General features: G+C 62.4%; 12 protein-coding genes. 3 read left to right on the top strand and 9 right to left on the bottom strand.

Translation table 11 applies throughout. The features are described 5' to 3' along the window. Positions 1-170: 170 nt before the first annotated feature. Positions 171-518: a hypothetical protein gene (locus J3U87_RS35250; protein ID WP_420038261.1), complete on the bottom strand. Its 348-nt coding sequence runs from the start codon at positions 516-518 to the stop codon at positions 171-173. A 267-nt stretch (positions 519-785) separates the two neighbouring features. Beyond that, entirely contained in the window at positions 786-2,615 is a 1,830-nt protein-coding gene (locus J3U87_RS10080) for a motility associated factor glycosyltransferase family protein (RefSeq protein ID WP_237382918.1), read from the bottom strand. Between the two features lie 737 nt (positions 2,616-3,352). Between J3U87_RS10080 and J3U87_RS10075 the strand changes: the two genes are divergently transcribed. Further along, positions 3,353-4,072, top strand: a complete 720-nt coding sequence (locus J3U87_RS10075) for an RluA family pseudouridine synthase (protein WP_237384493.1) — start codon at positions 3,353-3,355, stop codon at positions 4,070-4,072. A 76-nt stretch (positions 4,073-4,148) separates the two neighbouring features. Here the strand turns inward: J3U87_RS10075 and J3U87_RS10070 are convergent, their stop codons facing one another. Beyond that, positions 4,149-4,832 (bottom strand): hypothetical protein, encoded by a 684-nt coding sequence (locus J3U87_RS10070; RefSeq protein WP_237382917.1) that lies wholly within the window; start codon positions 4,830-4,832, stop codon positions 4,149-4,151. Further along, the gene (locus J3U87_RS10065) at positions 4,832-5,338 is read right to left on the bottom strand and encodes an RNA polymerase sigma factor (RefSeq protein ID WP_237382916.1); all 507 of its coding nucleotides are present in this window, start codon (positions 5,336-5,338) and stop codon (positions 4,832-4,834) included. The genes J3U87_RS10070 and J3U87_RS10065 overlap by 1 nt, the downstream gene beginning before the upstream one ends. Before the next feature lie 389 nt (positions 5,339-5,727). Here J3U87_RS10065 and J3U87_RS10060 point away from each other — a divergent pair, with 389 nt between their 5' ends. Continuing rightward, the gene (locus tag J3U87_RS10060; protein WP_237382915.1) at positions 5,728-6,663 is read left to right on the top strand and encodes a tellurite resistance TerB family protein; all 936 of its coding nucleotides are present in this window, start codon (positions 5,728-5,730) and stop codon (positions 6,661-6,663) included. An 81-nt stretch (positions 6,664-6,744) separates the two neighbouring features. Here the strand turns inward: J3U87_RS10060 and J3U87_RS10055 are convergent, their stop codons facing one another. After that, positions 6,745-7,455 carry a tRNA-uridine aminocarboxypropyltransferase gene (locus J3U87_RS10055; RefSeq protein ID WP_237382914.1) on the bottom strand — a complete coding sequence of 237 codons (711 nt, stop codon included), beginning with the start codon at positions 7,453-7,455 and terminating at the stop codon, positions 6,745-6,747. Between the two features lie 347 nt (positions 7,456-7,802). On the opposite strand from J3U87_RS10055, the gene J3U87_RS10050 reads away from it, so the two are divergent. After that, entirely contained in the window at positions 7,803-8,318 is a 516-nt protein-coding gene (locus J3U87_RS10050; RefSeq protein ID WP_237382913.1) for a hypothetical protein, read from the top strand. 33 nt (positions 8,319-8,351) lie between these two features. On the opposite strand, the gene J3U87_RS10045 is transcribed toward J3U87_RS10050, so the two are convergent. The 4 genes from J3U87_RS10045 to J3U87_RS10030 form a co-directional block, all read right to left on the bottom strand. Next, positions 8,352-10,919 carry an amidohydrolase family protein gene (locus J3U87_RS10045; protein ID WP_237382912.1) on the bottom strand — a complete coding sequence of 856 codons (2,568 nt, stop codon included), beginning with the start codon at positions 10,917-10,919 and terminating at the stop codon, positions 8,352-8,354. Then, on the bottom strand, positions 10,903-13,191 hold the full coding sequence (locus J3U87_RS10040) for a hypothetical protein (RefSeq protein WP_237382911.1): 2,289 nt from the start codon (positions 13,189-13,191) through the stop codon (positions 10,903-10,905). The genes J3U87_RS10045 and J3U87_RS10040 overlap by 17 nt, the downstream gene beginning before the upstream one ends. A gap of 1 nt (position 13,192) precedes the next feature. Further along, positions 13,193-14,284 (bottom strand): AAA-like domain-containing protein, encoded by a 1,092-nt coding sequence (locus J3U87_RS10035; protein WP_237382910.1) that lies wholly within the window; start codon positions 14,282-14,284, stop codon positions 13,193-13,195. 73 nt (positions 14,285-14,357) lie between these two features. Next, on the bottom strand, positions 14,358-21,926 hold the full coding sequence (locus J3U87_RS10030) for an ATP-binding protein (protein ID WP_237382909.1): 7,569 nt from the start codon (positions 21,924-21,926) through the stop codon (positions 14,358-14,360). Between the last annotated feature and the right edge of the window lie 66 nt (positions 21,927-21,992).

The raw sequence follows: 21,992 nt of genomic DNA, 5'->3' as shown, positions 1-21,992 counted from the left end.
CTCGACGCTCCGCTCTTCGGCTTGTGGTCACGCCACATGCATAACGACTTCGAAGCGTCGGCCCAGCGGGCCAACCACAGGCTCGATGTCGCTGCAGGAGCTGCCGCGAGGGCTCATAAAGAAAAGGCCCGTTTTTCTCGAAAAAACGGGCCTTTTCTTAGGGCAAAACTTCATGCGAGCTGGAGTGGACCGTGATTGTCGCAATGACCATTGTGCTGGTGGTGGAGATGCCCATCAACCAGGTAGTCTACGTGGTCGCCGTGCGGTACGGCTTCGTGGCCACAATTGGGACCGTGGACGTGGTCGTCTGAATGACCTTGGCAACTGTGACCGTTAGTGCAATCGGTAGGGTTTTCGGAGGAAACGTCGATCAGGTGCTCGTCGACATGGTCGCCGTGAACGAAGTGAAGGTGACCGTCGTGAAGGTAATCTACGTGGTTGTCATGTTTTACAGCTACATGCCCGCAGTTGGGGCCGTGGGTGTGGTCATGGCCTTCGTGAACTTGACATTCGGACATCGATGTCCTCCTCTGAACGTTATGAATGGTAAATGAACACTTCAACGAATGTTCAAGTGTATTGTCGTTGATTTTGGAAAATAGTCAACCTTTTTTGTTCTGATTTTCATTGGTCCAATCGAAGGGAGCGTTCCCCTGGGCATGGTGTTTTTCCACGTCGTTTCCGCTTCGGCCCTGCGTTCCGATCGGGGCCTGTTCCGCCGCCCTATCCACTGTGGTCGGATGAAGGTGCCCGCCCTTCGATGATGATGTCGCCCACCCGCCAACTCAAATGCCGTCGCATGTCGAGGGCGTGGCCGATGACTCGGATTCGGTTTCCACCTCGCGCGTCTCGCCAAGGCCTTCGCGCACCAGGTCGATCGTGAACTTCAAGCCGCGATGAACCGCCCCCAGACCGGCCCAGAGCGTGAGGTAGATGTCGTCCGGGTTCTTGCGCTGATTGGCCGAGCCCAGTTCGTGGGACATCTGTTCCAAGCGGGCCCACTCGTGGGGGAACAAACTGGAAAGCGCCGGGTGGAGGTTGAACATCTCGCCCAGGCCGGCGAAGTGCGAGGCCGGCGACATGAGGCCGCAGGCCTTTTCGCCCGCATGAACCAACTTGGACAAAAAGGAGGACTCGTCCTTGTCGAAGCTCTGGCGCAACGCGTTCAAGCGGCTCAAATCTTCTTCCAGCCCGTACATGAAACGCTCGATGCCGTCCGCGTCCCTCGACCACGGTGCCGGTGCGAGCGGTCCGGAAACCAGCGGGGACCTTGCCAGGAACCGATGTGCCACCTCGCGAAACTTGAGATGCTCGAAGCCCTCGATGCGGGCGCCGCCTTCGGTGGCGTTGATGAAGCGACGTTTGGGATCCATGCGCCGCAGCACCTGAATCGATCGCTCGTACCAGGCCAGGTTTTGTCGGTACTGGTATTGGCTGGCCAGCTTGGTGCCGAACAGGCCGTTCACCGCACAGCGTTTGGTGCGATAGGGCAGGTTGTCTCCGCTGGGCACGTAGTAGTGGCCACCGCTGAACGCCAGATCCTGGCCCATGAGGATCAACGGTTGGCATCCAAAACAGAATGCGAGGTAAAAGGCGGCGGTCGCCACCGAGCCACCGGTCTTGATCACCATGCGTCGGAAATGGGGATAACGGCTCTTGAGGTAGTTGTCCAAGGGATTGCTCTTGGAGAGAAACCAATAGGTGCGGTCCTCGAAATCCCACCAAAATCGCGGTTGCACCTGGTCCGCCACCAGGAAGACGGTTCGATCCAAATTACTCACGCCGTGAATCAGGTGCTTGAAATCCTGGCTCTCGACCTGAACCAGGAAATCGGGTTCCATGCCGTGCTGCTCCAGGGTTTTGACGACCCGTGCCAAGGCAAACAGCACCACTCGGTCGCGGTAGGGCCTCAGTTGGGCGATGTTGCGCGACAGGGACGGTCCCGCCGAGAGCACCACCCCCGGTTTGCCGGTCAGGCGGTTGACCCATTGTTCGCAACCGGGCATGGTCACCAGCGACGGCGCATTGGTGGCGGTGTTGCGCACGATGTAGGGGTAGAGGTGGCTGTAGGGAATGGCGCCGGGGCCGTGGTACTCGATCTCGCGACGAAAGCGGATCTGCTCTTCCGGGAACATGGCCACGTGTGCCGGAGAGTGGAAGATACGCACCGGGGTCCCCTTGCCGCGGCAGCGCAGGATCAGGTAGCGCAGGTGCGCCAAGTTGAAGCACAACTTGATGCGGCGACCGCGGAACAGGGGCTCCAGGGCGCGTGCCGCCAAAACGGCCCGCATCACGGCCAGGCATGGTTCGTAGACGATCAGGGCACCCCGTGGGGGCAGCTCCTCGACTTCCAGGAAGTAGCCCAGTCCCAATCCGAAATGGACGTGAAGTACCTGCGGGCAACGGCCGACGAGCGCACGGGCCTCCGCCAACGGATCTTGGATGTCGTGAAAGAGCTGGTCGCGATAGCGCAGGGTGGGCATGCCGTTTCTTGAGGGAAACACCAGCGCCGAATCGTCGCTGACCCGAGCCAGAAAAGCGGCCGCGTCGGGATCGAAGCGATCGAGAAAGGCCAGGTTGGCGGTCACCATGTCCGCCGAGCAAAGCCCTCTCATCAGTGGGCCTCGTCCACGGGCCCGCTGCGAGACGGGCGACTTCGTTGTGGCCACGTCACCATGTTTCGCAATCCTTCAACATCTGGGGTCCTTGCCCAAGAAAGCGCAATCGACCGGGGAAACCGGAAAATCTCCCGCGGGTGCCGAACGGAGCAGGCGGAGTTGGCCGCGTTCGTCTTCGAATGGACGAAACGCGCCCGGGATGGGGAAATCAGAGTTCAGAATTCAGAAATCAGTGGAATCATTGTACCTGAATCGAGCCGGCTCTGCTGTGGTTCTTGGGACCGACGCCGGTGGGCCGACTCCGCAGCCCGAAGTCACGCCTTGTCCCGGCTTTCTTCCGCGAGGGTCGATCCTGCCGTATCCCTGTCCGAAAGATCGTGGGCAGAAACCTGAAAATCATGTGGCGAACCGATGGAGGCAGCACTAGAATGTGCCCATCCGGGAACGGAAAGATCGCAACGGCCAAGATGGTTTGCCTGGTTGGCACGGTATCGGCCTTCGGGTGCCAGGTATCAGCTAATCCCGTGGTGCCAAACACCTTGTCGAGGTAGGGCCGCTGGCTGCCGAGGCCTCTTTACGGTGGAAACGAGGCCGATTCCGAAAAACCATTGAAAAGCTCGTTCCTGGATGGGCACTGGACGGTGGCCACCCGCAAACGGGCCGCATCTTTTCACCGAAGTGTTTTGTTGGATGGGTTCCAACCCGTGCCCGTTTTCCAAGGGAGTGACCACTTGATGAACGCGCCGACGCTCCACGTGATCTACCGCGACAATCACCTACTCGTGACGGCCAAGTCCGCCGGCCTGCTGGCCCAGGCCGACGAAACCGGCGATCCGGATATCCTGACGTTGGGCAAACGCTACCTGAAAGAGACCTTCAACAAGCCGGGCAATGTCTATCTGGGCCTGGTCCACCGGCTCGATCGCCCGGCTTCGGGGATCATGGTCCTGGCGCGGACCTCCAAGGCCGCGGCGCGCTTGACGGATCAGTTCAAGAAGCACCGGCCGATCAAGAAGTACCTGGCCATCGTGGAGGGTGCCTTGGAGGGGAACGGCGCCTGGGAGGATCACCTGATCAAGGATGGACGCAACGTGCGCGTCGTTTCCGAGACCCATCCCAAGGGCAAACACGCCTCGTTGGCCTGGCGGGCGCTTGGCCGGCAAGGTGGGGCGACCCTCGTGGAGGTCGACCTGCATACGGGCCGCCCGCACCAGATCCGGGTCCAGTTCGCGTCGCGTGGCTATCCGCTGCTGGGCGACCTGCGCTATCGCGCCGCGACCCCCTTCGACGGCCAGAACCTCGCCCTGCACAGCTACTTCATGGAGTTGGACCACCCCACGCGGCGCGAACCGATCGGCTGGCGTCTGGAACCGCCGCCCAGTTGGGGGTCGTGGTTCGCGCGCGAACGCGCCGAGCTTTTCGATCCGGATACCTCCATCCCCTGGCCCGGTTGAGTGGATCTCCGCCAAGCGCCGCAAAAACGTTCGACGCACCGCTGCGGCCTGGTGAAAGTGCCGCCAACGATGCGCTTCAGCCCTCCTCGATTTCGCGGAAAAAGTCGTCGTACATCTCTTTGAACCGAGCCAGCTCGGCCTCTTTGCGGGCTTTCCAGTGGTCGGAAAGAATGATCGCGAACAACGAGAACAGGATCAAGCCGATGTAGGTGACGATGGCCAGTCCGGGTCGACGCATCAGCGCGCCACCCTTGTAGCCGAAATGCAACATCGCAAAGAAGAAGATGAACAAGATCGAGGCCCAGTAGGTGCATTTGGCGAAGACGCGGATCTTGATGGCGATCTTGATGCGCTCGATGGCCAGCGCCAGATACTCGCTCGTGGTTTTGGCGTCCGATCGCCACGCCTTGCGCCGAATGGTGAAATCGTAGATCAATGAGAAGAACACCAGCGGGCCGAGGAACAGGACGTAGGGGATCGACAGCACGGGCGATGCCTTCTGAAGGAAATAGATCGAAGCGAACACCACCACGACACAGCCGGTCAGGTTGTAGCACAGAACCCAGTAGTTCCAGATGTTGGACCATCTGATGAGTCGTTTGAGCTTGTGCGAGAGCGGGTCCAGGGTGGTGGGGGTCTCCTGCGATTGCCATACCGAAGCCAGCTCGTTCCACTCCGGGTCCGAGTCCATCGAGGTGGACGGGGAAGGCTCGCCGAACATGGCGTTCAGGGCGTCGTGATGAGTTGAGTCGTTGGACATCAATGCACCCCCAGGTGTTGTCTCAATGCTTTTTTGGCCCGGTTGAGCCGGACCCCCACGTTGGAAACACTGATGCCGAGAATGTCGGCGATTTCGTTGTAGGGCAGCCCTTCGAGGGAAAGCGCCACGATTTGGCGCTGACTCAAGGGCAGTTGCTGGATGGCCGTCATGAGCCGGGTGAGCTTGCTGCTCTGTGCGTCGATCAGCACCGATTCGGGAGTGGGTTTCCTGTCGGTGTATTCGGTTTCCATCGTGATCGTGCGCGGGCGCCGCATCTGCTTGCCCACGAAACTGGCGCCGCGGTTGTGGGCGATGCGAAGGATGAAGGTCTTGAGCGAGGCCTCGTTGCGAAAGGAGGGCAGGGCGCGCCAGATGGCGACCGCGATTTCCTGGAGCAGGTCCTCGCGGAGGTGGGGATCGGCTTCGTAGGTGGCGGCGACGCGGGCGATCAGATCGCCGTACTCGGAAAGCACGTTCTGCAACTGTTGGGTGAGGGCGCCGGCCATATCGCAATCGCCAATCGTGGGGAATGATGTGGTGGTGTGCAGCATAACCAAAACGAAGGCAAATCCCAAATGGTATCTTTCGGTGTGACCACCGAGAGAGAGCGAATGTCGCAAGGTCCCGCGTCGTTCGCGAGCGTCCTTTTTCCGGCTCTCGTGGGCACAGTGCGTCGGTCATCGCAAAACTTACAGATGGGCTTCGATTTTTTTGGGTTCTCCCTCGGGTACAATAGCCTCGAACGTCCTTTCGTTTCACCCAGAGGGTTGTGGATCTGCCGTGTAGCCGTGCACCACGCGTTTGCGTTCCGCTCGAGGCGGTATCGTCTGCTCGGTTCGGCACGCGGCTCTCGAGTCGTCGAAAATCAACCACCAAAAAACAGGGAGATGAACCAATGCAAGATGCCACCATTGAAAACGTCCGACCGCTGCTCGCATCTCAGCATGCCGACGGAAGCACCGTCCAGTGTATTTTCCGGTGCCCGGTCAGCGGCGACACCTTCGAAGCCAGCGGGCAGATGATTCGCTCTCCGGAATCGACCAACTCGGTTCAGTCCAGCATGAAACGCGGCTTGAAGTACGGTATGGGACGTGCCTTGAATCGCGTCATGCGCAACGTCTTCGGCTACAATCCGCTGGCCAATATCGCCACCGATGCCGCCCGGCAAGCCGTGAACAACGTGAAGACCTATTCCGATTTCACCGAGAACGAGCGCAACGAAGCCATCCTGCGAGCCTTTCACAAGGTGGCGCACCGCTTCGTGTGGGACCCGAAACGGTCGGCCTGGGTCAGCCGCTCGTCGCACGATCAAATGGCTACCGAGTTCGAAAAGCGCCTGCAGCGCCATCCGATCACCGACAAGTTCGACGCCGAGGTGCTTGCGCGCATCCTGGTGGAAATGAGCAATGTGGACGGCACCATGAGTGAGGAAGAAAAGGCCTTGCTGGCCGACTTTCTGCCGCCTCACCTGTCCCTCAACGAGATGCTCGCCAAACCTTCGCTGAGCGAGGCGGAACTGTTGGAGACCTCGGCCGGGCCGGTACGCGAGAACATGATCATGCTCGCCTGGGCCATGCTGTTCGCCGATTATTCGGTGGATCCCGCGGAAATGAGGTTCCTGAAGGGGCTGGCGTCGAAAATGGGACTGGGAACCGGTGCCGAGGACAGCATGAAGGAACACGCCCAGGAGTTTACCCTGGTGCAACTGTGGGAAAGCGTGTTCGAGGGCGAGATGACGCGTGAGCAGGCCTTCGCCAAATCGGATGGCTTGGGCGTCGAGCGCCTGACGGCCGAGCGCCTGGAGATTCGCTACCGCAAAGCACGCGGCTGACGAGGATGAGACGGGACCGGTTGGATCGCCGCCGATTGGGCGATTCGGGACCGGCCCGTTTCCCTCCCGAAATCCGTTGGGTCACCGATCGGTGACGTATTTGAGGCGTTCCGTTTCCGGCAGGCCCGAAAGGGGGTCGTGGGCGTGGGCGCCTTCCGGAATCCCGCCGTACACCTGGTCCCGCTTGAGTTTTCCCTGCAGCCACAGGTAACGTTCAACCTTCAGCCGGAACACCTCTTCCAGGGCGCGCTGCACCGCTTCGCCTTCCAGCAGGCCCAGTGCGCGGGCGATGGCTTCCATGGTGGAAAGCCGCTGTTCCCGGCTACCGATGCGCAGTCGATACAACGAAGGCGGACCTGGCGGCAGATGCACGCAGGGGACCTGTTTGAGGTCGGGGATCCGGTTGCGGAGCTTGGCCGCCTGGCGCCAGGTGCCGTCCGGCACGATCAACATCAACGGCGGTTCGTCCGGCGGCGGAGCGCGCAGCAATTGGGATTCCGGATGCGGGAACAACAGAACCGGCCGATAGCCGGGTTCCCGAACCGACGGTTCCGGCTCGCCGGCTCGACCGCGAATGACGACGCGTGAATTGGCCAGGCAGTCCGCCGCCAGCATGCCGGTGTTGGTGGGCTTTTCCGATTCCAGCCAGGGCAGCACCACCGCCAGCCGGGTGCGCGTGACCAGGTTCGGCTTGTGGTCGCAGATGCAGATGTTGGGATGCAGCTTGCAACTGGGGCAGCGATGGGCGTTGAAGTTGACGCGTTTGCGCGGCGGAAGGGCGTTGGGTTCCAAATCGTGCGACTCCGGTCGGGGGCGCGGGGCCCCGGCATTGGGCCACACAGTATACCCCGTTCTGGAGATGCCACACCCACGGATGAGGGATCGTTGGTGGACCGCCGGGTTTTTTGAATGGGGTGCAAGTACTTCGATGGTTTTTGCGTAAGGATCTATAACAGATTCCGAATTTCATAGAAGTCAGGCGGCGGTAGATGGTCCTTCCCGCACCGGGACATCCTGGTCGCGTTTCGAGATCCGTCGCGGCAGGAGTTGTTTCGATGTGGAAAAATAAGGCAGAAACCGTTTGTGCACAAATAAAAAACCAATTTATGATTTTGCACAAGCATTTGGTAATCATTGGTTTGACCAGTTTGATCGTGTTTCCGTGCATGGCCCAGCCCAATCCCAAAGCGCCTTCCGAAACCATCCAGTACGCGTTCATGATCGGGACCTGGGATTGTGTCATCAAGTCCCGGTTACCCGATGGTTCCACCAAGCAAGGTACCGCCGTTTGGAAGGCCCATTTCATACTCGACGGATGGGCGATTCAGGATGAATGGGTGTCTCACGACGAATCAGGCAAGCCGGCCTTCTTCGGCATCAATATTCGGTCGTTCAATCCCGTGCTGAAGAAGTGGGAATGCCGGTGGCTCCCCGCCGGCACCTTGCAGTGGAAGCATTTCCTCTCCTGGAAGGATGGTGAAACCATGGTCATGGAAGGGGAGGGCGAGGATCAACGCGGTGCCTTCGTGGACCGCAACACGTTCTTCGACATCGAATCCGATTCCTGGTCCTGGCGCAAGGACCGCAGCTACGACGGCGGCAAGACCTGGCACCGCGCCATCGCGACCATCGAGGCCAAGCGCGGCAAGCCGTGACTGGATCGCCCTTTCGCTACCGGAATCGGGGCTTCAGGGTCGATAGTGGAACAGCCTGCCCGGGCTCGGAACGCCGATTCCCGCGTGAATGAAGCTGTTGCGCCCACTGTCCGCCAGGCGGGCCTCCAGCCAGGCTTGGATCCGGGAGGTCTGCCAGCCCTTGCGGCGACGGAGGTCCTCGGCCAGGTTGGCGAATTCGGATGGCAGACTGGTCATGAACAGGCCCGGGTCGTCCGTACTCACCGAAACCGCCAGGCCCGCTTCCGCGAACCCGATTTGCGGCAGTTCGGCGTAGTTACCGTAACAGCCCATGAGCAGGTTCGAAGTGGGATTGGCCTCGATACAGACCTCCCGTTGGCGCAAGCGTTCCAGCATCAGGGTCTGGATGCTGCGGACGAGGTCGAACCAATGGGGTTCCGGATGGATCGAGACGCTGCTCCCTGCATTGCCGTGAAAACCCAATACGTTCAACAACTCGGTTTCCGAATGGGCCGGATGCCTGAGTGTCGGGCGGCCCGTCGACAGTTGCCATGGCGCGGCATCGTCGTGTTCGGGCAGGTCCATCGCGGTGAAGCAATCGGATAGACGCAGATCTCCGCCGGACGCGGCCAGCGCCTGGATCGCCGGAGCCAGCCACGCGTGGTGATCCAGCTCGTCGGCTTCGCGAAGCCGGCCCCAAGCCCACACCAGCGAAAGCAGATGGGTGCCGATGGACAGTTTGCTGAACCCGTTCCGTTGCGCGTAGAACCGCTCCGGATCTTCCCCCAGCATCAAGGCGTGACCCAGGCGGCCGCCCTCCTCGGGCAGCAGCAGGTGGGCGGTCTCGTCGAGGTGTCGCAGGGCCGTAAGCATGTCGGCGCAGTCCTCGCCCACGTGGAAGGTGTAGCCGAGTCGGATGGGAGGCGGCGTTCCGCACCGCGCGAATCGATGACCGCGGTTTTGGAGGTGATGGTAGGCCGGGGCGAAGGTGCGCGGCGGCGCCAGACGTTCGCGACCGGCCGCGTCGAAGCCCACGAACAGGCCGCGCAACTGGGGATAGTCGCGCAACAGGTGCCAGTACCGGACGGCGTCTTCCAGGGCCGCGTCGCGATGGTGGGGACGATCGCCCTTTTTGATGGCGTGAACCACCAGCCCCACCTGGTGGGGCCGAAATCTCTCGGGCGATGAATCGTCGATGCGGGCGTCCCAACTGGGCACCTCACCGTCGCCCGGAATGTTCGACGGCAGGCGCAGGTGGTCGCGGATGCCGTTGGCCCAGGCGCGAATGATGCGTTGGAGGTCGGGCCCACCGGAAAGGCTGACGCGAAGTTCGATCTGACGCGGGGTGGCGGCTTCCGCGTCGCCTTCGAAGGGTTCGACCAACTGGCTGTCGAGTGCCGCGGCGATACGGCAGCGCTCGAAACGGATCCAGGTGCGCCGCTGCCGTTGACGGCGTCGCCGCGACCCGGCCGATGTGCCCGCGCCTCCCTCGAAGAGTTTACCGCGCCGGGCGAAGGTCTCGACGAACCGGTGCAGGCCGTGGCTGCCCTGGTCGTGGCAGAGCAGGTGGTGAAACGCATTGCGGATGCGCAGATAGGTGCGAAGGTACTGGGCCAGACGATCCGGTGTCACCACCGTGACGGGCTCGCGTCCGGTATCCAGGTTTTCCAGCATGCGGAACAACCCGGAAACCAGGCGACGCTCCCCTTCGGCGTAGTGGACGTACGCCTGCGGGAAGATGCGCAACCGACAGCCGGGTCGGCGCAGGGGGTCCAGAAATGGCCAAGGGGGACGCAGTTTGCGCTCGCGGTGTTGTCGCTCCGTGTACGCCTGACGTTGCGCCATGTGGTTCGGGATCAGTTCCCAGGCGATATCGGTCCGATGGAATCGTCTGGGCGGACCCAGTCCCGGCGGAGCATCGCGGTCCAACTGCAGTCGCGCCCAGGCTTCCGGCCTGATTTGGGCGAAGGCGGGCGTGCCCGTGACGGCCCGGCTATGGCGGTCCAGGGCCGAGGCCAGCCAGTAGCGGCACCAGAAGGCTCGAGTCAGGGACTGGCGCCAATCGCTGTCGGGTGCGTGCCCGCGGACGCGTTCGGCCAGGCCCCCGATGGTCGTGGGCGACAGTTCTCCTCCCATCAGGATGACCCAGAAGTACACAGCCGGAAGGGCGCCGCCCAGATGGATGTGGCTCTCGTGCGAGCCGTGAGCCAGGAGTTCGGCTACCTGTTCGTGGCTGACGGTGGGTACGGTCGGCCAATGACGCCAGGATGGAAAGACCTGTGCACCCGAATTCGACGGCACCGACATCAGCAGGTCGGGATCGATGAGGCGCATCAGGCGTTGGGCGGTGGGATCGCGCCGTACGCCGGTGATGCCGCGCTCTAGGCAGAACACCGCACGTTTCAATTTGCGCACCCGATCGACCATCGAGGCCGGACGGGCCTTCCATTCGTCGATGGTCGCGGCGATCGTTTCTTCGTCGCGAAAACCCAGGCGCTCCATGCCGCTGCGCAACTGTTCCCGCGCGGACAGTCCCCGCGCCCGCACGTCCAGCAGCGGCAGCGCCGTCAGTCCCAGTGCTTCCGCGAAGAGATCGGTGATCGATTCAGTTTGAAAGCGCATCGTCGTCGTCCACGAAATCGTCCGGGTTGGCGTCGCGATGCAACGCTTCGGCGCGTTGAGTCGCCGCCAGGTAGACGGCACCTTTCAGGTAGGCGTGGGCCGCTTCGCTGAGCGCGTCTTCGCGATCGACCACCAAGTTCGCCAAGTGACCGCGATTGAGGATGGCATAGACGTCGGACAGCAGCTCCTCTTCGTATCGGTTACGCCAGCGACGGCCGCCGGATTCGCTCGTATGCAGCCAAGTATAGGGATCCTTGCGGACTACCGCGTCCAGGAGCCCCCGTTCCGGTTCCGTGAGGTCCTGTTCCTCGAGGATGCCGGCGGCGATCAGGCCCCACGCGTAGGCCGTGTGGACCAGGGCGGCTGCGAGCACGGCGCACAGTTCGATCGACCAGCCTTGATAGGTGGGGAAGTTTTCCCAGGGGCAGCGGGTGAGGCCTTCGACCAACAGGACCAGCGCCCACAGTTCTCCGGGCAGGACCCGAAGCGCCGTGACGTGGCGCGGGATCGGGGTCATCGGGTCGGCGAAGCGCAGGTTGGTGGGATCGAAGTGCAGGCTGGCCATCAGCGAAGAGAGACTGGCGTCGCGATCGCCGCGCAGGGCCTGGAGCAGCGGCCGCCAGCCGATTTCCACGACCAGGTCGCCACTGCTCGGGTCGGTCCGCTCGGGCGAGGCGTCGATCCAGGTCAGGTAGGCGCGCGAGGGAAGTTGGTGCGTCATCAGGGAGTGGGTCAGATTCGGCCGGCTGATGCGGGTGCGAAAGTGAGCCTGACGAACCCGGTCGGCCAGATCGCACCAACCGTAGAGCACGTGAACCCGGTTGCGCAGCGCGTGGGAGACCGGCTGCCAATGGCTTTCCTGCATGCCCATGTTGAGGAGGAGCTCGGCCCAGAAGGGCACCTGCGCTCGGGAGACGTCCCAGGGCTTTCTCCGGCCGCCGGTGTTCACGTTGCCGGAATCGTCCGAGCGGGGTACCGAACTCCACGAATCTGACGGTCCCGATTCCAGCACGTCGTCGGGCGTGACCTGGGCCAGGGCCGTGAAGGGCCGGCTTTGATCGTTCATGCGGATGGCCGCGATTTCCACCGTGTGGTCCCAATCCTCCACCGATTGGCGCTTTTTGGGGAATCTCAGCACCCGCGGCCAGCCGGCCGGATCCTGCTTGCGCAGGCGCCGCACCAGCAGCGACTCGGCGCGGCAGGCCGCCAGTTTCACCAGCACCTCGCGTTGGCGACGGCACTTTTCCTGGGCGTCCGGTTCGGTGCCGAGGCTTTTTTGATGGTGGTCGTTGAGACCGAAGAACAGGTCTTCCAGGCCCCTGGGCCACAACGGAATCAACTGCCGGTACAGGCCTTTTTGAATGGGGTGGTCCGTAAAGAAACCCGCGAGCCGATCCGGCGTGGTGAGCAGCGAATCACGCCGGTAGGAGTCGGGGATCGCATAGTGGAAGAAGTGAACCAGATCGTGATCGTGGGCGATGTTCCAGGGCTGGATGTCGATGCGGTTCTCCGGCGGCAGGAACTTGTTGATCAGGGCCCGCAGGGTTTTTTTGTCGATGCCGCGGAATTGGGTGAGATCCGTGTCTTCCAGGCGGTTGAAATCGGCCGTCAAAATGAAGAACAGCCGTTCCTGGAACATTTCGTCGAGCAGGCTGAAAAGCCAACGCTGAATGGCTTGGGCATTGATCAGGTCGAAGTCGTCGAGCGCGATCACGAACGCCTGCTTGCGCAGCAGGCGCAGCGTTTTTTCCAGCCAGCTCGTGACCTTGCGACGCAGCGTCAAGCGGTCGCGCGAGACCACCGCCATAAAATGGCTGTAGTCGCGCGGCGAGCTGGCGAGGTTGAGGGAAAGCTCGTGAAAGGCGCTGGTGGTGCGGGCGCAGATGCCGGCCAGCTCGTCGCATTCCTGGAGAATCACCTGGAATTCGGGATCCTGTTCGTGCACCGGTGCGCGTTCTTCGAGAAAGGTTTGCAGGTGGACCAGCAGGGCCGTGCCCGGCACCACCTCCTCCGGCAGGGCCGAGCAGTCCATTTCGGGGAGGAGCAGGAAGTGTTGGGGAAATCCGTCGTATTCCGGATCGCGCAGCATCCGGATGATGGTCGACTTGCCCGTGCCGCGCGGGCCCAGCAGGCCGAAAACCCGCGACGGGGTAGGCAGGGGGCCCAGTGATTCCGCCGATTGGATTTTGGCGTCACACAACTCCTGAACCAGGCGCTCCCGTACGTTTTTTTGCGATTGTTCGGGGGTGAAAAGCGAAGAAGGACGCTTCATGTCAGGCCTCCATCTCGAACAGGGCCCGGTCGGCCAGGTTCTGGTGGAATCGGGAGGTGATGCCCCAACGGTTGCGGTGGGTCAGCGAAATCCAGCCGCCGATCATCAGCAGGCGCTCGTCGTTGGGAATGTCGCGGTACAACGAAACGCCCACCGATTTACCGGCCTTGTATTCCTTCAGCGCCGTTTTCAGGTGGGGCTTTTCCGCCAGCGTCTGTTTCAGGTCGTTGCACCAGAAGGAGGTGACCTCCGGCGGTGAGGCGATCAATTCACCCAGGACCGCATCCACCGTGTCCGGGTCGGTAAGGTCCTCGTGATTCTCCAACAACTGGAAGAAATGGCGCGTGATCAACGGATGACCGCCCGTGGTCTCCATGATGTCGTAGATCAGGTGGGACAGATCGCTCTCGGGCTGGTGGTGACGGGCCAGCGCCGCCACTTCCTTTTTGGTGAAGAACGGCAAGCGGTAGCATTCGCAGAAGCTGATGTAGTCCGAGCTGGTGGCCTTGGACAGGAAGGCCGTCTCCGAGTGGCTGACGATCAATACGTGGAGACAGTTGTAGGTCTCGTTGTCGCGGAGGCGGCGCAGGCAGGTGGCGATCTCCTCGGCACACTGCAGGTGCAGGCCGCGGTACTCGCGGATGATCAGGGTGAAGTGATCGTGGTCGTGATGCCGCGACCAATCCAAAAAGGCGCGGCAGGCTTTTTTGATGAGCGCCAAACGGTCGGTCGTTTCGGGATCGCCGAAGTGTTGCAACAGATCCAGCACGGGCCTCAATTCGGGATCTTCGAAGTGCTCGGAGGTCGCGAAATCCTGCTGGCTCCACTCACTTCCCCGCACCATCAACCACGGATCCGCCTGCCGGCTCTTGAACCATTTGAGGAACGATCGCCCACCACCGCTCGGCTCGCCGAAAACGAGGACGTTGGGAGTGGCGTTCAATGCCTGGGCGCTGACGAACTTGCGCTTTTGCGGCAGGCGCTGGTAGTTGCCTTTCGCATAAAAGTGGATCAACGGGTGAACGCGACCCTGATCCCAGGTGATGTGACCGTGGTGGTCGACCAGATGGGTGTCCGTTGAGGCGTGACTCAAAATGGCTCCTTTTAAACGGGTTCCAGCTCGTGAAATACATGGCGGGGGCGACATGATGTCGCACAAGTGCGGCTCAGTGGCGTTGAGGTCCATTGCGAAGCAGGTTCAGAAATTCGATCGAATGCTCCACGATCAGGCTGTCGAGCGTCGGGTCGCTTTGACCGTATTTCTGTTGCAGTTCCAGCGGCAGGATGTGCAGCATGAAACCATAGCGATCCTTGACCTTGGGGTCTGGTTCCAGCATGAGAGTCAACGTAAGTAGACGCAAGACTTTGGCCAAGTCCAAGCGTTCGACCCAGCGCGCCAGCAGGGCGTACTCCCGACCGATCAGGAGGCGTTCCATGGACGCCAGGATATTTTGACGGGCTTCGCCGACGGTAAAGCCGAGATCCCGGCCGAACGGGGTGCGTTTGTGCAGGTTGGGATCGCGAATCGGGGCGTTGGGGCCGCCCAGAAAGTAACGGACCCGCGCCAGCGAGTAGAGAATCAATTTGAAACCGGCCGAGTGCCCGAGCAGGTGTTCTTCGTGGGCGATGCTGTTGTAATTGATGCTGTCGATGTATTGCCACACGACCTGGCCCTCGTGGTCGAGGATCATGGCTACGTCGTCGTAGGTCAACTCGGTGCGGCGGGCCCGCTCCATGTGTTCCACGATCAGTTGGCCGAAACGCTGCAACACCCAGGGAATGCGGTAACCGCGCGCCATACAGAGTTTGTGGGCGGCCTCGCGTTCTTCCTCGGCGCGCCAGGTGAGTGGCAGGTCCGAGGTCACCAGCAGGTCGAGAATGCCCTTGGCCCCCTGGGGCGAGAGCGAGGTCAGGGCGATCGCCTTGCCCTCGAAGTCCAGACCTTCGGTCCAGTGGAAGAAGGAGGAGCGCGGATCGCCCAGGTGACTGATCGCCGAATAGCCGACCATCAGGAAGCGCGTGCCCTCCCGCTCGTTGAGGCCGCGCCACGTCTCCAGGTAGTCGCGGTCGTAGTGCACCAAACCATCGATTTCGTTGAGGCAGAACAGGACCGTGCGGCCGTTGGCGCGCGCCGCCTGCACCAGCTCGCGCACATCGCGATCGGCCATCGCCCGCACTTCTTCGCGGGTGTCGTGGCGCAGGGCGTCGCGCAGGGTTTCCTCGAAGCCGTGCCGATCGCGGATACCTTGCAGGTCCAAGTAGATCGGGAGTAGATCCGATTGCCGCGTCGCCCAAAACCAGACGCGATTCAACAAGCTCGTCTTGCCGACGCGCCGGCTACCCACGATCAGGATGCTCACCTTGCGGATGCGCGAGAAGATGAAATCCAGTTCCTGCTCGCGCCCCTTGAAGAGCGGGCTGCCGGGCGGCAACGCGCCGCTGGTTTGGAACGGCGACAGGGCGGTCAACCGCATTTGGGCGCGAATGCGGGTGTGCATGCCCTTGAGCAGGTCGCCGGAGTACACGGCCCGAATCAAGTCGCGCGGTTGGAGGACCGCCACCCGGTATTGTTGGTCGAATGCTTTGGGTGGAAGGCCCGGCCCCAGCAGGGCCATGCGAATGGGTACCGCCTGGTGCGGCGAATCGTCGCGGATCGGCTCGATGGTGCTCGAATTCTCGAGGTCGTCGCCGGGGGTATCGGGCGGGTTGGCGCCTTGATCTTCCTCGGCCCAACGGGCCTTGGCGGCGCTGTCCAGGTGATCGTGCAGCAGGTTGAATTGCGGTGCCCGTCCCTTGGGAACCCAGGCCAAAAACCAGGCCGGATGCTTCGGTGTACCCCGCGGCGCCTCGACCACCGCGAAGACCGGAATGGGTAGGTGCCCCAGGGGTGCGTACCAGTGGCCGCGGGCGTGGCCGTTGATCACGCGGACCGCCCCGAACAGGCTGTGCAGCAGGTGGTCGCGTTGCTCGTCCTCCACCTCGTCCCCCCACAGCGTGGTCAGGCGGTGCAACTTCTTGAGGTCGTCCAGGCGGGCGTGGGGCACCATGTCGTGCAACTGTTCCGGTGCGTTGCGGGACAGATCGGACATCGTCATGTTTTCCAACGGGAAACGACCCGATCCCAACAGGTTCTGGTAGACCTGGGTGTCGCGTTCGTGGGGAGGTACGTCGGCGAAGCGCGCGTAGAGTTCCAGAATGATCGAACGATAGGGGGCACCCGTCCGGAAGATACCGCCGATTTCCGTGCCCAGTCCGTTCCGCTTCAAAACCTGAAAAAGATCCTTTTTACGTGCACGATTTTGCGTCATGGCCAGGCCGCGCAAACCGCTGTCGTTTTCCTCCACCGTTCCGCGCGTGCCGAATCCTTCGATGCGAAGTTTGTTCGCGCGTCCGTCGGATTTCAGTTTGCGCAGGCTCTCGCGACTGAACCGTCGACCCTTCTCCTGGAGGATCTTGGGCCTGTTGGCCTTTTGGCGGGGATGGGACAGGTAGTCCTGGGCCGCCACATGCCCTTCCTCCACGTCGTGAAATGCGAGTACCGAATTGGCCCTGGCGCCGAACAGCGTGAAAATGGTTTCCATCGGCTGCAGGCAAGCCAGGTCCGAATGAATCCAATCGCGAATGGCGCGTTGTTCGTGGATTTGGGTGGTCGGAATCGAGGCGCGATCGGGTTGGATGCGGACCCCGTTGAGCCAGCTCAAGATGAAGCGCGGGTCCCAGCCCAGCTCGGCGCAGCGGGCGGCGCACTGGGCGCGGTCCTGACCGGTGATGGCCCCGATCTTGTCCAGCAGCTCGTTCAGGTTCGCGTTGCCGGCGAGGGCCGACAGGCGCTGCTTGACGAACAGGTGGGCCGCGTGGCGTCTCAAGGGACCCAGCCCCAAACCGCGGCACTTGTTGGCCAGTCGCGAGGAGACCAGCCAAAGCAGCGCCGGTTTGCGACCGTTCGCGGACCACTCCCGGAGGAATTGCAACCAGTTCTCCAGGAATTCCGGGGCCTCGCCGGCGGCCAGACGCTCCTCCAGTTGATGGCTCGGACCCAGCAGCAGGGGACTCAGCCCTTTGATGCCCGGTCGCGATGCGTGCGAAACCGGGCCCAGATCGCCCAGTTCGCATTTCAGCCGATCCACGATCAACTCCGGGTGGAGTTGGGTGGCATCGTAGCGACGGCCCGGGCCGTAGTCCGCCAGAAAGCCGTCCAGATCCAGGTAACGGGATTTGTTCTGGTCGATCCAGGCCGAGATCAGCCGATCGACACCCAGTTCCGCATCGAAGGCGATCAGGCCCGCGCCCTTGCGGTACTGGCTGATCTGCTTGAGAAAGTCGCCCAGCAGGTCTGGCGCCCATTGCCACAGGGTGAAGCCGGCCCCCGGAGATTCGGTTTTGATCGGGAACTCCCAGGCTTCCTTGTGGCGATACCCGTTGCCCGCCTCGAGCCGGGCGATGATGGTGACCGAGGCCTGGTCTTCGGCGCGCAAGCCGTGCAAGCCGAAATCGAACGTGGAGAAGGTATCGGGGTAGTGCAACACGTCCTGTTGGTGGACCAACTGGCCCGGCTCGCCGAGGCCCGAGGCGCCGTGGTCCACATCGAAGGTCAGTGTGACGTCCCGCAAGACCCGGAACCCCTCGGGCACCGCGCGGAGACTGAGGCGAATCTGGCTGCGATCGCCGTCCTGGCCGATCAGCTCCAAGTGGGGGCGAACGGTCGCCAGAACCGATTCGGTCTCCATGTGAATGAAGTAGTCCAAATAATCCTGAAACAGCGAAACCAGGCGCTCCAACAGCGGGGCCCAAGGGTGTCGTTGGGGGCGACCGCTGCGCCATTGGCCGTAGCTGCGCTTGCGCAGGCGCTCCAGCCAGGCGTGGCGTTGTTCGAGTGGTTCCTGATCCTTGGGAACCGGTTCTTCACCCAACAGGTTGCGAATGCCCGTGAGCAAAATGTCCAAGGGCGGATCGGCGGCTTGCAGGTGACCGACCGCTTCGGAAAGCGCGCGCATCGCGTTCAGCACCTTTTTGCGCCACCTCGCCCAGGCGCCGTTCTGGCTCTTGCGCACGATCTGGAACCAGTCGGCCAATGCGCTCAGGAGCTGCAACAGGGGTTTGCTCAACAACGAGGGGCGTGGATCGCGATTGACCGCGCGAATCACGTCCGAGATCTGGTTCAAATCGGCTTGGGAGAAGCCGCCCTGGGAGGCATCCAGACCCTTGACCAGCCGGGTCAGGCTTTGCAGGTACCCCAGAAGCGGGCTCTGAAACGGAATGACCGCCTCCAGGTGGGGCACCAGCTCCGGATCGAAGTCGACCAGGTGTGCGATCAGGTCGCCCACGAAGGGTTCGGGCTCGGTGGGCGATCGACGCTTCTCGATCAGCACCAGTAACACCCGCGCCACTTCCAGCTTGACCCATGAATCGTCGTGTCGATCCAGGTGGGGATAGAGTTCCGCCAGCAGCGCCGGCGTCAAATCCCGCTCGGCACGGCGTTGCAGAAAACTGACGACCGCGCGGGTCGCGTAGGGACCCTCGCCTTCGTCTTCGGGATCGGGGTCGCGTTGTTTCAACGCGCGCCAAATCGGCTCGTCCCAGGCGTGCCACTGGGCGGGCAGGTAGGAGAGGATCAAATAGAGTTCGCGGAAGTCGAGTATGGCGAGGGTGCGTGCGAGGTGGTCCTCGCAGAAGTTCGCCGAGTTGGCGAGGGGATCGTGGAGCTCTGCCGGCGGGTCGATCGTGGGTTTGGCCTTGGTCTGGACTAGGTGGCGCAGCAGCCGTTGGCGGGCCAGGGGCTGGGTGTCCAGCGAAGCCAGGGCTTCCGGGTAACTCTTGCCCTCGTTTTCCACCATGAAAATGCCGCGCACCGAACCCGTATCGCGAGCCTCCCATTTTTCCTGGAGGATTCCCGGATCGACCTCTTCCAGGTTTTCGAAGAGGGAACGCACCCGGTCCAGGGTGGCGTGGCGGTGGGGATCGTCCGAGAACAGCGAGATCCACCCGCTGTGCAGGCCCAGCACCAACACCTCGCGGTCGTCGTGCATGCGGCTGATGCGGCGTACCGGCGACGGCAGCTTGCGAGACCAGACGCGCCGGCCGGTTTCGGCCTCGAACAGCAGCGCATCGCAGTTTTCGGTGCCCACCAGGAAGTGCGGGCGCTTGTCGTGGAAGACCCGCTCGATGTCGTGTACCACGTGGTCGACGCGATGGGTCCAGATCAGCTTTTGGGTCTGGCGCGATGCGTCCATGCGCATACACCAGAGCATGCCCTCGCGATCGCCCGCCAGGATGAATCGTGGATCGCGGCCCTCGTCGAAGGAAATCGCCGTCGCCCCCTGGCGCATGATGTGAAACCACTGGTGGTGCACCAGCTCGGTGCATTCGGTGTTCGCGCGGTAACAGTGAATCGGGCCACCGTATTCGGTGGCGGCGATCAGGCAGGGACGCTCTTCGTGAATCGACAGGTCGAGATGGCTGATGCGCATCAGGTCGAGGTGATGGGTGACGGGCGGTGCCAACCCATATCCCCGGATCCGCACGAATCCCACCCGCGAGCGGCCCTTTTCCACGAAGGCCACCGCGGCTAGCTGGTCGTCCACCCCGAACGAACACACCGCGAGGGTGCGCGGATTGCCGGCACTTTCGAACGTGACGCGATCGCGTTCTTCCACCCCGGCTCCGTCTTGGTCTACCCGATACAGGATCAATGCACCCGAATGGGTGAGCACCAGAAGCCGGTCCGCGCGCGGTCCTGGTAGGCGCTCCATGTCGCGGATCCGATCGGTTTTGAAACGAATGAACTGCACGTTGCCGCGGTGAATCAGGCGGGCGTCCTTCAAGTGGAAAATACGGATTTGGCGTCGATCGGCCGAAGCCACCCAGCCGCTGGGCTTTTCTTCGGGCGAGGTCGCGTCGATCAAGCTGCCGGCCACCCCGGTTTGCGCCAGGTGGTCCACTTGCCAAATGCGTTGCGTGTCGCCCATGACGAGCGGGTTCGCCCAACTTTCGATGCCCAGCCCGGCCCGGTAGATGGTGTCGTCGATGCTTTGTGGCGCCCGCGTTTCGTGAAACAGTTCGCCCTTCGATTGCACGGCCATCCGGCGCAGGAACCGGATCGCGGGCCGCTCCCGCTCTTCGCGATTGAATTCCGTGTTGCGGACCATGCGGTCGATCGAGTTTCTCAGGGATAGGTGAGACCGGTTGTAGATGTCTTGAATCAGGACCGTCAGGAAGGTCTCGTTCCTGGAGGCGAGATGGCCCAACGCACGTCTTTTGGAGTCGCGGAACGCTTCCAGCAACCGGGCCATCCCGTCGCGCAGCACCGTGTGGTTCTCGCTTGGATGAAACCAGTCGCTCAGCGCCGTCAAGTCGTGGTCGAGTCGCTCCTCGTCGGCGTCGGTCAGGTGGGCCAGGACCTCCTCGATCTCCGCGTGGAGCGCCGCCTTGCGAACCGCCGGCTCGGCCCCTCTGAAAAAGGACCGTCGCGGATGGGGCAGCGTATTCATGGTTTCGAAGCCCAGGGCACGCCAGAGCCGTTCCCAGACCGCCTGCAACCGGCCCTTTTCGATGCGGCGAAACCGCTTGAGGGAGCCATCGTGCAGCACGGCCAGCAGGTCGGGCCAGGTTTTTCGCTCCTCGTCGGGTAGGAACTCCAGCGCGACGGGCAGCTTGGTGCAGGGATGCGCCCATGAGGTCGTCCAGGTGTTGCCCGTTTGCGCGAACCCGAACAGGTAGTGGTCCTCGCAACTGGCGATGCCTATCGCGTCGTTGGGGTCCGGATCGTACAGTGCCACCGCGCGCACGTGACCCCCGGGGCGGTATCGATGATTTTTCCCGCCGAGCTTGCCCCGCCGCTGCATGCGCAGTCTTATCAGCGGTTTGAGGTCTGGCGTGCTCCGTTCCAGACTCATCGCCATGCGCGTGTTCTTGGCGAGGGGCACGATGTTGACTTCATCTCCGGTGAGCGTGGCCAGATGGTGGCGTCCGCGCACCACCAACTTGAGGTGGTCGTTTTGGTTGTTCTCCTGCCAGTTGAGAAATCGCATCACCCGTTCGGGGATCAGGCCGAAGGGTTCCGTCAGCGGTGAACAGGACACGCGCCAGGACCGGATTTGCTTGGGCAGTTTTCCGGAAGGGTGCGGCCGCCATTGGGGCGACGAACGCCGACTCGTGGCGGTCTTGCTCGGCTCCGGTTCGGGGTGCCAATTGTCGGAGGACGGCTCCAGCATCAGGCGGCCGTCGTCGGTCGCGCCCACCAACCCGTGATAGGCCACGGTACAGGGTTTTTCATCCTGGTTCGGCGAGAGCTGTCGCACCAGAATCCACAGATCGGACTTGTTGCCCAGGAAGCGGGCCGTCACCGAAACCGACAGGATTTCGTGCCACATGGGGTCGTATTGGGAAAGTTGAGAAGCGACCGGGACCCGGCTCAGATCGTTGGCGTGGCCCAGGAGGATGTGGCCCGGTTGGGTCACGATCACGTAGAGCAGCGAGCGTGGACCGTTGCGGGCGCGAAAGACCGCGAGGGCGGCGGGTGTACCTCGATCTCCCGAGGCCCGCGACCGGTCGACCTCGACGAGGTGATCGTCCAGGTGGTCCACCAGGCGTGCCAGGGCCTGGCGATGCGGATCGGATCCCGGTGGGGTTCCCGTGGCCGGAACCGCCCCCGGCAGGGAACCCGTGGATGCTTCCGCCAATTTTTCAAAATGTTCCAGCTCGCGCAGACGCAGGGACTGGCTGGATGATGACGTCAATCACGACCTCCTGGGTGGGAGGGAGACCAGGCAAGAATCCCGGGAGTCACGACGTCCAAGGGCCCG

The organism is Sulfidibacter corallicola, from assembly GCF_017498545.1.
GTDB lineage: Bacteria > Acidobacteriota > Holophagae > Acanthopleuribacterales > Acanthopleuribacteraceae > Sulfidibacter > Sulfidibacter corallicola.
Note: the sequence above shows the minus strand (reverse complement) of the source record. Positions and strands in the feature narration are given on the sequence as shown.

Bases quoted from the DNA above. Each gene is read 5' to 3' on its own strand.
- J3U87_RS35250 (WP_420038261.1), bottom strand. From the start codon at position 518: ATGTCCGAATGTCAAGTTCACGAAGGCCATGACCACACCCACGGCCCC.
- J3U87_RS10080 (WP_237382918.1), bottom strand. From the start codon at position 2,615: ATGAGAGGGCTTTGCTCGGCGGACATGGTGACCGCCAACCTGGCCTTT.
- J3U87_RS10075 (WP_237384493.1), top strand. From the start codon at position 3,353: ATGAACGCGCCGACGCTCCACGTGATCTACCGCGACAATCACCTACTC.
- J3U87_RS10070 (WP_237382917.1), bottom strand. From the start codon at position 4,832: ATGTCCAACGACTCAACTCATCACGACGCCCTGAACGCCATGTTCGGC.
- J3U87_RS10065 (WP_237382916.1), bottom strand. From the start codon at position 5,338: ATGGCCGGCGCCCTCACCCAACAGTTGCAGAACGTGCTTTCCGAGTAC.
- J3U87_RS10060 (WP_237382915.1), top strand. From the start codon at position 5,728: ATGCAAGATGCCACCATTGAAAACGTCCGACCGCTGCTCGCATCTCAG.
- J3U87_RS10045 (WP_237382912.1), bottom strand. From the start codon at position 10,919: ATGCGCTTTCAAACTGAATCGATCACCGATCTCTTCGCGGAAGCACTG.
- J3U87_RS10040 (WP_237382911.1), bottom strand. From the start codon at position 13,191: ATGAAGCGTCCTTCTTCGCTTTTCACCCCCGAACAATCGCAAAAAAAC.